At 65.4% G+C, this 12,798-nt stretch carries 10 protein-coding genes; 6 read left to right on the forward strand and 4 right to left on the reverse strand.

Features of this window, described 5'->3' with window-relative positions:
- Positions 1–198 precede the first annotated feature (198 nt).
- A complete protein-coding gene (locus tag G7Y82_RS09175) occupies positions 199–1,380 on the forward strand; it encodes a S53 family peptidase (RefSeq protein ID WP_168147747.1) in 1,182 nt (393 codons plus the stop codon).
- Between the two features lie 198 nt (positions 1,381–1,578).
- On the opposite strand, the gene infA is transcribed toward G7Y82_RS09175, so the two are convergent.
- The 4 genes from infA to G7Y82_RS09195 form a co-directional block, all read right to left on the reverse strand.
- A complete protein-coding gene (gene infA, locus G7Y82_RS09180; protein WP_168147748.1) occupies positions 1,579–1,797 on the reverse strand; it encodes a translation initiation factor IF-1 in 219 nt (72 codons plus the stop codon).
- 80 nt (positions 1,798–1,877) lie between these two features.
- Positions 1,878–2,597, reverse strand: a complete 720-nt coding sequence (locus G7Y82_RS09185) for an arginyltransferase (protein ID WP_168147749.1) — start codon at positions 2,595–2,597, stop codon at positions 1,878–1,880.
- Complete coding sequence (gene aat / locus G7Y82_RS09190; RefSeq protein WP_168147750.1) at positions 2,594–3,340, reverse strand: leucyl/phenylalanyl-tRNA--protein transferase; 747 nt, start codon at positions 3,338–3,340, stop codon at positions 2,594–2,596. Before aat ends, G7Y82_RS09185 begins: the two co-directional genes overlap by 4 nt.
- A gap of 133 nt (positions 3,341–3,473) precedes the next feature.
- Positions 3,474–3,809 carry a hypothetical protein gene (locus tag G7Y82_RS09195; protein ID WP_168147751.1) on the reverse strand — a complete coding sequence of 112 codons (336 nt, stop codon included), beginning with the start codon at positions 3,807–3,809 and terminating at the stop codon, positions 3,474–3,476.
- A gap of 166 nt (positions 3,810–3,975) precedes the next feature.
- On the opposite strand from G7Y82_RS09195, the gene G7Y82_RS09200 reads away from it, so the two are divergent.
- The 5 genes from G7Y82_RS09200 to mutL all read left to right on the forward strand — a co-directional run bounded on the left by G7Y82_RS09200 (position 3,976) and on the right by mutL (position 12,273).
- Complete coding sequence (locus G7Y82_RS09200; protein WP_240954190.1) at positions 3,976–6,423, forward strand: DNA translocase FtsK; 2,448 nt, start codon at positions 3,976–3,978, stop codon at positions 6,421–6,423.
- Between the two features lie 66 nt (positions 6,424–6,489).
- Complete coding sequence (gene lolA / locus G7Y82_RS09205; protein ID WP_168147753.1) at positions 6,490–7,143, forward strand: outer membrane lipoprotein periplasmic chaperone LolA; 654 nt, start codon at positions 6,490–6,492, stop codon at positions 7,141–7,143.
- Between the two features lie 210 nt (positions 7,144–7,353).
- Positions 7,354–8,613, forward strand: coding sequence for a replication-associated recombination protein A (locus tag G7Y82_RS09210; protein ID WP_240954191.1), 1,260 nt, complete (start codon positions 7,354–7,356; stop codon positions 8,611–8,613).
- 72 nt (positions 8,614–8,685) lie between these two features.
- Complete coding sequence (serS, locus tag G7Y82_RS09215) at positions 8,686–9,966, forward strand: serine--tRNA ligase (protein WP_168147755.1); 1,281 nt, start codon at positions 8,686–8,688, stop codon at positions 9,964–9,966.
- A 456-nt stretch (positions 9,967–10,422) separates the two neighbouring features.
- On the forward strand, positions 10,423–12,273 hold the full coding sequence (gene mutL / locus G7Y82_RS09220; protein WP_168147756.1) for a DNA mismatch repair endonuclease MutL: 1,851 nt from the start codon (positions 10,423–10,425) through the stop codon (positions 12,271–12,273).
- The last annotated feature ends 525 nt before the right edge of the window (positions 12,274–12,798 follow it).

Below are 12,798 nucleotides of genomic sequence, written 5' to 3' on the forward strand. Positions count from 1 at the left end.
GTTTCGATGTAGGAAAAGCCCGCGACCTCGCGGGCTTTTCCTTTTTCCTACAGGACCTTGCACGAATCCTGGCGATCTGCACGAAGAATCGGTGCATTCCGACAGGCGCTAGGGGAATGTCTTCATTGACGGCCCGGCGTCAGCAAAAAGTAAATTCGGAACTGCCCAGTTCCGGGCGAATGTCAGGGAGAGCGCAACATGAAACCGATAGGCCTGGGCCGACTGTTGGTCGGACTGCTGCTGTCGGCATCCGCAGCCGTCAGCGCGAGCAGTGAAGCGGCGACGCCGAGTCGTGTGCCCTTGTTGTCCATCTTGCATGCGGCGGTTTGCGCAAGGCCAACAGTGGCGCTGACGGCGCGCTGCAACTCGCAGATCCTTGTCGACAAGCAGGGGCTGCCATTGGTGACGCGCACGCCGTCGGGCTACTCGCCGGCCGAACTGCGCGACGCATACAAGATCACCAGCAGCGGGAGCTCGAGCACCGTCATTGCGATTGTCGATGCCTATGACTACGCGAAAGCCGAGCGTGATCTGGGCGTTTACCGCGCGCAATTCGGCTTGCCGGAATGCACGACGGCCAATGGGTGTTTCAAGAAGGTCGATCAAAACGGCGGCAGCAACTATCCGCGACGCAATCAGGGCTGGAGCCAGGAAGCGGCGCTGGACCTCGACATGGCCAGTGCGATGTGTCCGAACTGCAAGATCGTACTGGTCGAAGCGGACAGCGCGTCGTTCCAGGATCTGGCGACGGCGGTCAACACGGCCGCGGCGATACCGGGCGTCCATGTCATCAGCAATAGCTACGGTGGCGACGAAGCCGGGAGTGCGAGCTTCGAGCCCTACTACGATCATCCTGGCATCGCCGTGACGGTGAGTTCGGGCGACGACGGCTACGGTGTCGAATTCCCGGCATCGTCGCCCCATGTGATCGCGGTCGGCGGGACGTCGCTGAGCCCGGCGAGCAATGCGCGCGGCTGGACGGAGACCGCCTGGAGCGGCGCCGGCAGCGGCTGCAGCGCGGTCTATGCCAAGCCCAGCTGGCAAACCGACAGCGGCTGCGCGATGCGCACCGTCGCCGACGTCTCGGCGGTCGCCGACCCGAATACCGGCGTTGCCGTCTATGGGCCACGCCTGGGACTGATCTCCGGCTGGTTGGTCTTCGGCGGGACCAGCGTGGCGGCGCCGCTGGTAGGCGGCATCTACGCCGTCAATGGCGGCACGGCGACCTATGCGAGCGAGCCGTACGCGCAGCCGGGCGGACTGTTCGACGTGCTGTCCGGCAGCAACGGCAGCTGCGGCGGCTCGTATCTGTGCACCGCCGGTAGTGGCTACGACGGCCCGACCGGGCTGGGTACGCCAGACGGCAGCGGCGCGTTCTGAGGCGGCCTTTCAGCGCGCGTGGCGCGCGACGACGAGGCCCGCTGCGGCGGGTCTCGTCACATTTGGCGCTCGCCGACGATGCTGCGCCCTGAAAACGACGAAGCCCGCTGATGCGGGCTCTGTCGTACTGGCCGATTGCAGATCGGCGATGCAGCCCGGACCGCGAACGTGGTCCGGCGAGTGGCTGGGCCACTCGTCTTACTTGTCGCGGAACGTGATGCGTCCCTTGGTGAGGTCGTACGGCGTCAGCTCGACCTTGACCTTGTCGCCGGTCAGGATACGGATGTAGTGCTTGCGCATGCGACCCGAGATGTGTGCGACGACGATGTGGCCGTTTTCCAGCTTCACGCGGAACGTCGTGTTGGGCAACGTTTCCAGGACCGTGCCCGTCATCTCGATGTGATCTTCCTTCGCCATACGCCCTTCGGTTCTCGTAGAAGGGCGGCATTATCGGGAAACCCCGGTCCCGCATCAACCTGCAATGTGCGATCGGCCGCCTATTTGGGCGCGGCAGCGGCTTCTTCGAGCTCGCGCCACTGCACACCCTGCAGGGCTTCGAGCGGGTGATAGCGGCGCTTGTAGTCCATCTTGCGGCTGCCGTCGACCCAGTAGCCGAGATAGACGTGGTCGAGCCCGGTGACACGTGCAATGCGGATCTGCTCGAGGATGGCCAGGGTGCCGAGCCCGCGGTCGCGAGCGCCCGGATCGAAGAAGGTATAGACGGCCGACAGCGCCTGCGGCAGGTGGTCGACGACGGCCACCGCCAACAGCTTGCCGGCGGCACGGAAGCACCAGAAGCGCACGTCCAGCCACGAGCATTCAAGGAAGGCGTGAAAGGCCTTGCGGTCGTGCGGATCCATGCCGCCGCCGGCATGGCGGGTCTGCAGATATTCGCGGTACAGCGCGTAGTGTTCGTCGGTCAGGCGCCGCTCGATCGTCATCTGCAGATCGGCGTTGTCGCGCTGGCAGCGGCGCTGGCTGCGATCCGCCCGGAACTGCTGGGCGTCGATGCGCACCGGCACGCAGCGCGCGCATTCGCGGCAGTGCGGCCGGTAGGTGTGATCGCCGCTGCGGCGAAAGCCCAGCTCGAGCAGGCGCTGATAGTGTGCCGCACCGAGACCGGCGTCCGGGTCGACGAAGGCGCTGCGCGCAAGCAGGCCCGGCAGGTAGCCGCAGGCGTGTTCGGTGCTCAGGAACAGACGCAGCGACTGGGTCATGTTCGCGGTCCGTGCGCTGCGAGGTCCGGCGTTTCGACGCTGAACTGCCAGGCGCGGTTGGCCGGTGTGGCATCGACGGCGATCGCCAGCTGCTTGAGAAAGGTGGTGCGGGCCAGCTCGCGAGCACCGAGACTGAGCAGGTGCGCCGAACTGACCTGGCAGTCGATCATTTCGAAGTCCCAGACTTGCAGCTGGCGGCTGAGCCAGTACAGCGCGATCTTCGAAGCGTCGGTGGCGCGTGAGAACATCGACTCGCCGAAGAACACGCGGCCCAGCGTGACGCCGTACAGCCCACCGATCAAGGCGCCGTCACGCCAGATCTCGACGCTGTGCGCGTGGCCGCGGCGGAACAGTTCGCCATAGGCGTGGCGCATGTCATCGCCGAGCCAGGTGCCGCGGCACTTGCTGCGGGCGGCGCCGCATTCGACCAGCACGGTGTCGAACGCGCGGTCGAAGCTGACGGCGTAGTCGGCGCGGCGGATCGCCTTGCCGAGGCTCCGCGAGACGTGCATTTCGTTCGGAAACAGGACGGTGCGCGGATCGGGGCACCACCACAGCACGGGTTCGTCAGGGTTGTACCAGGGAAAGATGCCCTGCCGGTACGCGCGCATCAGGCGCGTCGGGGACAGGTCGCCGCCGATCGCCAGCAATCCGTTCGGATCGCGCATCGCCAGATGCACCGGGGGAAACGGTTGGTGCGGATTGCGCGGGTCCAACCAATGCAGGCGGATCGGGCTTTCCATCGTCGGCGGAACAACCTCCTATCGTGCGCTTAGGATACGCACGACGCGCGCCATCGGGAATCGTCCGATGGTAATTTTTTATGCCCGATCGTCGCCTGGCCGCAGCCGTTCGGTCGTGTAGCCGGTTCCGGGGTCAGTGAAAGGTCGGTGCGGCGGTCGGTACATCGCGCAGCACCCACTGCACCACGGCGTCGTGCTCGAAGTGCGTGATCGGCTCGTTGTCCGACGGCGGGCTGGCTTCGGTCATGCGGCCGTCGCCGTCGAAATGCACCCGCGCACCGGCCGTTTGTATCTTCAATTCGCCATTCATGACGTTGTCGAGCATCGTCAACTGCAGGTAGCGCAGGTCACGATTCGCAAACTCCGGCACGCAATTGGCGCCTGCCGCGATGCTCGCGGCCTGGTCGGCCGAGAATTCGCGGATGCCGCCTTCCGGCGTCAGGATGAAATGGCGGATGTTCTGGTTCATTGCGTCGGGTTTCGATGCATATCGCTTGGACACGATATCCATATGAAGGTTTCGGCCGCCGATTCAAGAGTCTTGAGCGCGCTGAACCGGTACCGTCATGCTCGCTATACTCCCTGAATCGATGCTGTCCTTTCTTCTCGGGGACCTCAGGTCTCCAGTTTCCCGCATGTTCAGAGCAAAAACGCACGCCACCGATCAGTCCGTAGGCCCCGGTTGGCTGGAACGCCTGCCGCGCGAGGCCGCCATGCTTGGCTGCCTGGGGCTGTCGCTGTTCCTGCTGGTCACGTTGGCCAGTTTCAGCCCGGATGACCCGGGCTGGTCCTCGTCCGGCAGCGGCGCGCCCGTGCAGAATCTGGCGGGGCCGATCGGTGCCTGGATCGCCGACGTCCTGCTGTCGCTGTGCGGTTATGTGGCCTTTTTGTTGCCGCTGGCCGTGCTGCTGATCGGTATCCGCATCTTCAGCAATGCCGAGCCGGGCGCCGGCATGCCGCGCGGCGTGCGTGTCGCCGCCTGGATCGTGCTGTTGCTGACGTTGGCGGCGCTGGCGGCGCAGCATATCGGGGCCTCTCCGAACTGGGCGCCGCAGGGCAGCGGCGGCATCGCGGGCCAGGCTACGGCCGCCAGCCTGACGTCGGTGCTGGGCAATTTCGGCGGCAGTCTGCTGCTGCTGACGCTGGCCGTGGTTGCGGCACCGTTGGCGCTGACGTTCTCCTGGATGGACATCCTCGATCGGGTCGGCAGCTGGGTGTTCGCGCTGGCGTCGCGGCGCATCGAAAAAATTCGCAAGCCGGCCGCCGACGATGAGGCAGCCAGCCCCGATGAGGTGGCCGAGCGTGCCGACAAGGACGATTTCGAGTCGTTCGTCGGCAAGTCGACCAAACGTGGTCGTACGGCGCCGGCTGCGCGTATCGAGCCGCAGTTCGGTGAGGCGGCACTGTTCGCGGACGATGACGTGCCGCCGGTGGCGGCCGGCAAGCGCAAGGCGCGCAAAGCACCGTCACTGACCGGCAGCGAAGAAGAACAGCTGGGTCTGTTGCCGCCGCCCCCGGCGCCGGCTCCACGCGCCGTGAAGAGCAGCAGCAAGCCCGAGGCGATCGAAGTTCCTGCGTTCAGCGGCGACCCACTGCCGCCGTCGACGATACTCGATGCGCCGCGGCCCAGCGGTCGCCAGTACACGCCCGATGAACTCGAGCGCTTGTCGCGCGACGTTGAACATCATCTGGAATCGTTCGGCATCAAGGCTCAGGTCGTCGCCGCGACGCCGGGTCCGGTCATTACGCGGTTCGAGATTCAGCCGGCGCCGGGTGTCAAGGGCGCGCAGATCACCAATCTGTCGCGCGACCTGGCGCGCTCGCTGTCGGTGTCGAGTGTGCGCGTGATCGAGGTCATCGAAGGCAAGTCGGTGGTCGGCATCGAGATTCCGAACCAGAAGCGCGAGATGGTGATGCTGCGCGAGATCATCGACTCGAGTACCTACCGCAATTCGACTTCGCCGCTGACGCTGGCGCTGGGCAAGGACATCGCCGGCAATCCGATGTCCGGTGATCTGGCGAAGATGCCGCATCTGCTGGTTGCCGGTACCACTGGTTCGGGCAAGTCGGTGGCGATCAACGGCATGATCCTGTCGATGCTGTTCAAGGCGACGGCCGACGAGGTGCGCTTCATCTTCATCGATCCGAAGATGCTGGAGCTGTCGGTCTACGAGGGCATTCCGCACCTGCTGACGCCGGTCGTCACCGACATGAAGGACGCCGCCAACGCGCTGCGCTGGTGCGTCGCCGAAATGGAACGACGCTATCGCCTGATGGCGGCGCTGGGCGTGCGCAATCTGGCCGGCCTGAACCGCAAGGTGAGCGATGCCGCCGATGCCGGCGAGCCGATCCGCGATCCGCTGCAGACCAAGCCGGAGGATCTGTTCGATGCGGCCGACGCCGCGCCGGAAGCGCCGCTGCTGGAACATATGCCGCACATCGTCGTCGTCATCGACGAGCTGGCGGACATGATGATGGTGGTCGGCAAGAAGGTCGAAGAGCTGATCGCGCGTATTGCGCAGAAGGCGCGCGCTGCCGGCATTCATCTGATCGTCGCCACGCAGCGGCCCAGCGTCGACGTCATCACCGGCCTGATCAAGGCCAACATCCCGTCGCGTCTGGCATTCCAGGTGGCGTCGCGGATCGACTCGCGCACCATCCTCGACGAGCAGGGCGCCGAGACGCTGCTCGGTCACGGCGATGGTCTGTTCCGGCCGATCGGCGCCAGCCGCCTCGACCGCGTGCATGGCGCGTTCGTCGACGATCACGAGGTGCACAAGGTCGTTGCCTACCTCAAGCAGGTTGGTGAGCCGCGCTACCTCGAGGATATCTGCGCCGACGAGGCGCCGGCCGGTCCGGCCGGCGGCGACGGCAGCGATGCCGAGGCCGATCCACTTTACGACCAGGCGGTGGCGATGGTTCTGGAGACGCGCAAGGCCTCTGTGTCGTGGGTGCAGCGCCGCCTGAAGATCGGCTACAACCGTGCCGCGCGTATGGTCGAGCAGATGGAGGCGGCCGGCATCGTCGGCCCCAGCGGTCCCGGCGGCAATCGCGAAATCCTCGCGCCCGGTGGCCGCGACTGAGCCGTCCAGATTCGATTCAGGATCGGCGCCGATAGTGGCGCCACGTTCCGACAGGTTGATGCCGACATGAAAAAACTGCGTGCCCTGATCCTGCTGCTCGCCGCCGCGCTGTCGGCGCCGGCATTCGCAGGCCCTGGCGACGATGCGCTGAATCGTTTCGTCAATGATGTGAAGACGCTCAGCGCCACCTTCGAACAGACCCAATACGACGAACACGGCGAAATCCTGTCGCAGCGTAGTGGCGTGTTCGACCTGCAGCGGCCGGGCCGTTTCCGCTGGAAATACAGCAAGCCCTACGAGCAGCTGATGGTCTGCGACGGCGACAAGATCTGGAATTACGAGCCGGATCTGGCGCAGGTTACCGTGCGCCCGGCGAACATCGTGCTGAAGGGCACGCCGGCCTCGTTGCTGGCGCAGAAGGGCCAGCTCGGCGATTCGTTCAAGATCGAATCCGGCGGCAAGCAGGACGGCGCCGACCTGGTCAAGCTGGTGCCGAAGAATGACGGCGAGCAGACCAGCGATTTCGAGCTGATCGAGCTGTGGATCGCGCCCAATGGCGTGCCCAAGGAAATGAAGTTCCACGACGCGCTGGGCGGCATCACCGACGTGTTGTTCGGTGGCGTCAAGACCGGCGTTTCGTTCGATGCGTCGCTGTTCCGCTTTGCACCGCCCAAGGGCACGGAAGTGGTCGGCGCCGACGGCAATGATGCAGGGCAGTGATGTGCGATGTGTGCTTTTTTGATCGAGTGGATGGCTGAGTGATGGCTCGGCCGTGCATCGGGCGCGCATCGCCGAGTCCGGGCAGTGCCGCCCCTGGCGAGGCAGCGTATGGCTGATCAACCTCCGGCCCGGCCATCCTTGGCCGGGCGCGAGCCGGGGACGACGTCCACCGGACGTCGTGCTGATCCGGCTCGCCCACTCGCCGAGCGGATGCGGCCGCGAACGCTCGACGAGGTCGCTGGCCAGCAGCACCTGCTCGGCGACGGTGCGCCGCTGCGCGTGCTGCTTGAAGCCGGCAACGTACCGTCGATGGTGTTCTGGGGGCCGCCGGGCGTCGGCAAGACGACGTTGGCGCGCTTGCTCGCGCAGTTCTCGGAAGCGGAGTTTCTGACGCTGTCGGCGGTGCTCGCGGGTGTCAAGGAAATCCGTGAGGCGGTGGCGCACGCCAAGGCATTGCGCGACGGGCTCGCGCCGCGGCGCACGGTGCTGTTCATCGACGAAATCCACCGTTTCAACAAGAGCCAGCAGGACGCGCTGCTGCCGTACGTCGAGGACGGCACCGTCACGTTGATCGGTGCGACCACCGAGAATCCGTCGTTCGAGCTCAACGCCGCGCTGTTGTCGCGCTTGCGTGTCTTTGTCCTGCGTTCGCTCGAAGAAGCCGACATACAAAGCCTGCTGCGGCGCGCGCTGACTGACCCCGAGCGCGGCATGGGGCTGAGCGAAGACGCGTTGCCGGCAAGCTGGATCGAGCGTATCGCCGAGGCGGCTGACGGCGACGGTCGGCGCAGTCTGGTGTTGCTCGAAACGGCTGTCGAGCTGGGCCGTGCCGAAAGCAGCCGCGATGAGCGCGTGCTGGAGAAGTTGATCGGCCGCGGGCTACGCCGGTTCGACAAGGGCGGCGAGAATTTCTACGACCAGATTTCGGCCTTGCACAAGTCGGTGCGCGGTAGCGACCCCGATGCGGCGCTGTACTGGTTCGCGCGCATGCTCGACGGCGGTGTCGACGTCAGCTATCTGGCGCGGCGCCTGACGCGCATGGCGATCGAGGACATCGGCCTGGCCGATCCGCGCGCGCAGCGCCTGTGCCTGGACGGCTGGGATATCTACGAGCGGCTGGGCAGCCCGGAAGGCGAGTTGGGACTGGCGATCGCCGTCGTTTATCTGGCGTGCGCGCCGAAGAGCAATGCCGTCTACGCCGCTTACAACGCGTCGCGCGCCCTGGTTGAGCAGACTGGCAGCCTTGAGGTGCCGATGCACATCCGTAACGCGCCGACCAAGCTGATGAAGAACCTCGGCTACGGCGATGGCTATCGCTACGACCACGACGAATCCGGGGCGATCGCTGCCGGCCAGACCTTTCTGCCGGAACGCCTGCTCGGTACCGAGCTCTACGCACCGGTGTCGCGCGGGCTGGAAATCAAGATCGGCGAACGGCTTGCCCAACTGCGCGCGGCACGCAAGTCTTAGTCGGGTAGCTTAGGACTCGAGTGCCAAGGCCGGCTAAAATGCCGGCCCTTTTCGTATAACGCGTCCAGACCGATGCTCGATCCCAAGCGCCTCCGTTCCCAGCCCGAAGCCGTTGCTGCGCAGCTTGCGCGCCGGGGCTTCGTCTTCGACCTCGAACGTTTCGGCGAGCTGGAGTCGCGTCGCAAGCGCCTGCAGAGCGAGACCGAACAACTGCAGGCCGAGCGCAATGCCGGCAGCAAGCGCATCGGGCAGGCCAAGGCCAAGGGCGAAGACGCCGCGCCGATTCTCGAAGACATGGAGCGCATCAAGGCTGCGCTGGGCGCCAACGAGACGGAACTGTCGGTGTTGCAGGCCGAGTTCGATGGTTTTCTCGCCGGGCTGCCGAACGTGCCGCACGAGTCCGTACCGGACGGCAAGGACGAGGACGACAACGTCGAGCTGCGCCGCTGGGGCACGCCACGCCCGGCCGCCGGCGCCAAGGATCATGCCGATCTCGGCGAAGCCCTGGGGCTGATGGATTTCGCGGCGGCCGCCAAATTGACCGGCGCGCGCTTCACCGTACTGCGTGCCGGCTTGGCGCGGATGCATCGCGCGCTGATCCAGTTCATGCTCGATGTGCACACGCGTGAGCACGGCTATGAAGAGCTTTATGTGCCGTACATCGTCAACGAAGCGTCGCTGCGTGGCACCGGCCAGTTGCCGAAGTTCGGCGAAGACCTGTTTACGCTGGAAGGCGATCAGGGCTGGCGCCTGATTCCGACCGCCGAAGTGCCGGTGACCAATCTGCTGCGCGACGAAATCCTCAGCGCCGATGATTTGCCGCGTAAATGGGTGGCGCACACGCCGTGCTTCCGCGCCGAGGCCGGCAGTGCCGGCCGTGATACGCGCGGCATGATCCGTCAGCACCAGTTCGAAAAAGTCGAGTTGGTGCAGGCGACGCTGCCGGAGAACTCGCACGCGGCGCACGAACAGCTGACCAGCCATGCCGAGGCCATCCTCAAGAAGCTGGAGCTGCCGTATCGCGTCGTCGCCCTATGCGCCGGCGATCTCGGCGCCGCGTCGGCCAAGACCTACGATCTCGAGGTGTGGTTGCCGAGCCAGGATCGCTATCGTGAAATCTCCTCGTGCTCGAACTTCGAGGACTACCAGGCGCGGCGCATGCTGGCGCGCTACCGCAATCCGGAGACCAAGAAGAACGAGCTGCTGCACACGCTCAACGGCTCGGGCCTCGCCGTCGGCCGCACGCTGGTGGCGATCATCGAGAACTACCAGCAGGAAGACGGCTCGATCGCCATCCCCGACGCGCTGCGCCCGTACATGCCGGGCTACGATCGCATCGGCAGGGGCGAGTGACCGCAGAAAAGCGTTAGAACCACAGATTTCACAGATGACACAGACCAACAAGCTTGAAAAGCTGATTTGATCGGGCCTATCTCTCATTGCGGGCTGTTTTGAGAGATAGTGAAAGGAGTGTTTCGGTGAAGCTTTTGACCTCACTTTCCAACCTGATACCGGCGGGCTTTCTTCAGTAGGAGTACCCCGGCAGGACTCGGGTCTGATCACGAGCTTCAATCTGTGGAATCTGTGGTTTGAAAAATGATTCGCGTCCTCCCCGACACCCTCGTCAACCAGATTGCGGCTGGGTGAAACGGCGCGCTTGCGAAGCACCGCTTCGCGCGTCGTTTCACGCCCGGCCATGGATGGCCGGGCCGGGAGGCAATCTAGAGATGTCGTCGCGCCATGGATGGCGATCCTGTACCGCGCTCGACGACTTCGCCGGCCCACTTCCGAATCTGTTTAGACTTGCCCATGATTCGCGTTCTCCCCGACACCCTCGTCAACCAGATTGCGGCCGGCGAAGTCGTCGAGCGCCCCGCCGCGGTCGTCAAGGAGCTGGTCGAGAACAGTCTCGATGCCGGCGCGCGGGCGGTCGAGGTCGAGATCGAGCAGGGTGGGGCGGGACTGATCCGCATTCGTGACGACGGCAAGGGCATTGCCGCCGACGAATTGTCACTGGCGTTGACGCGGCATGCGACGAGCAAGATCGGCAGTTTCGATGATCTGGAGCGCGTCGCGACGCTGGGTTTTCGTGGCGAGGCATTGCCGAGCATTTTGTCGGTGTCGCGGCTCAAGCTGGTCTCGCGTACCGCCGATGCCGAGCACGCCTGGGAACTGGGCGGCGCTGGCCATATTGACGGCGCGGTGCCGCGGCCGGCCGCGCATCCGTTCGGCACCATGATCGAAGTGCGCGACCTGTTCTTCAATACGCCGGCGCGCCGCAAGTTCCTGAAGACCGAGGCCACCGAGTTCCGGCAGATTCAGCAGGCCGTGTCGCGCATCGCGCTGTCGCGCTTCGACGTCGGCTTCGCGTTGCGCCACAACGGGCGTCGCGTCTTCGATCTGGTGCCGGCTGCGGGTGATGAAGGGCGGCTGTCGCGCATTCGCGAGATTTGCGGCGACGAGTTCGTCACGCAATCGACGGCGATCGACGAATCGCGGCTCGGCATGCGCTTGCACGGCTGGATCGGCTTGCCAAGTTTTGCGCGCCCACAAGCCGACCTGCAGTACATCTACGTCAACGGCCGCTTGATCCGCGATCGCCTGCTGGCCTTCGCGTTGAAGCGCGCGTTCGCCGACGTCATGCATTCGACGCATCATCCGGCCTACGTCGTCTATCTCGAAGTCGATCCGGCGTCGGTCGACGTCAACGTCCACCCGCAGAAAACCGAAGTGCGCTTTCGTGAAGCGCGCCAGGTTCACGACCTGTTGTTTGGTGCCGTGCACCAGTTGCTGCGACGGCTGCGGCCGGAGCCGGAGCGGCATCATCAGATTCAACTCGCTGCCGAGCCGATGCCGGACGTGGTGCCTGGTTTCGTCGCGCCGTCCGGCGGTGCATCGGTATCGGTCTGGCGGCAGACCGCGAGGTTGGATTTGCGCGAACCTTCGGCGAACCGCTATGCCGCGCCGCGGACCAGCGAATCCCCGGGCGCATCGCTCTGGCAGCCGCCGAAGCCGGCACCGATTTCGGAATCGTCCGCCGAGATCGCCGCCACACCCGCCGCCGATGCGCGGCCGCTCGGTACGCCGCTGGCGCAGGTGCACGGTATCTACATCCTTGCGCAAAACGACCATGGGCTGGTGCTGATCGACGCGCACGCCGGGCACGAGCGCGTGCTCTACGAGCGGCTCAAGCAACAACTTGAAGAAGGCGGCGTGCCGGCGCAGGCCTTGCTGGTGCCGGAGGTCGTGACCATGGCCGAGGACGAGGCCGATGCGCTCGAAGCGCAGCACGAGCAGTTGCGCCGCTACGGCCTCGAATTCGACCGCAGTGGCCCCGGCAGCATTCTGGTTCGCGCCGTGCCGCCGCTGCTCGGCCGCGACGCTGTTGCGACCTTGCTGCGCGAGTTGGTTGGCGACGAGGTTCGCCGGGACAGCGACACGCACTTCGGTGAAGCCCTCGACGCCCAGCACCGTGTGCTCGCCGATGTTGCCTGCAAGTCCGCGATCAAGGCGCACCGCCGCCTGACGATCGCTGAAATGGACGCGTTGCTGCGCGACATGGAACGCACCGACCTCGCCGGTCAATGCAACCACGGTCGCCCGACCTGGATGCAAATCACCCTGGCCGAACTGGATCGCCTGTTTCTCAGGGGGCGCTGAAGCGCTGCTTTGCGAGCACGGCTCGCAAGCGCTTCAGCGCCGGCGGCCAGGGATGGCCGCCGTGGGGGTCAATCGAGAGATGAAGTCGCGCCAGGGATGGCATCACCGTTTCCATCATCGTCGGCGCTGCTTTGCGAGCACGGCTCGCAAGCGCTTCAGCGCCGGCGGCCAGGGATGGCCGCCGTGGGGCTCAATCGAGAGATGAGGTTCCGCCACGGATGGCATCACTGTATCCATCTCCAGCGGTCCTGCTTTGCGAGCACAGCTCGCAAGGGCGGCAACGCCGGCGGCCAGGGATGGTCGCCGTGGGGGCAATCGAGAGACAAGGTTTCGCCAGGGGTAGCGTCACCGCCTCCATCTGCGCACGCTGTCGTACGCGCTCGCCCCCGAGCCCCCTACAACCGTTCATGCCGAGTGCCGCGCGTCAGCGCGGTGTATCGAGGCACGCGCCCGGACCCCGCAGTACCGGTCGCCATGGTGCGTTTCCCAGCGAACACTGTGACGCAGTTCCACTTCGTGGGGGCA

Source organism: Solimonas marina (assembly GCF_012241385.1).
GTDB classification, from domain to species: domain Bacteria; phylum Pseudomonadota; class Gammaproteobacteria; order Nevskiales; family Nevskiaceae; genus Solimonas; species Solimonas marina.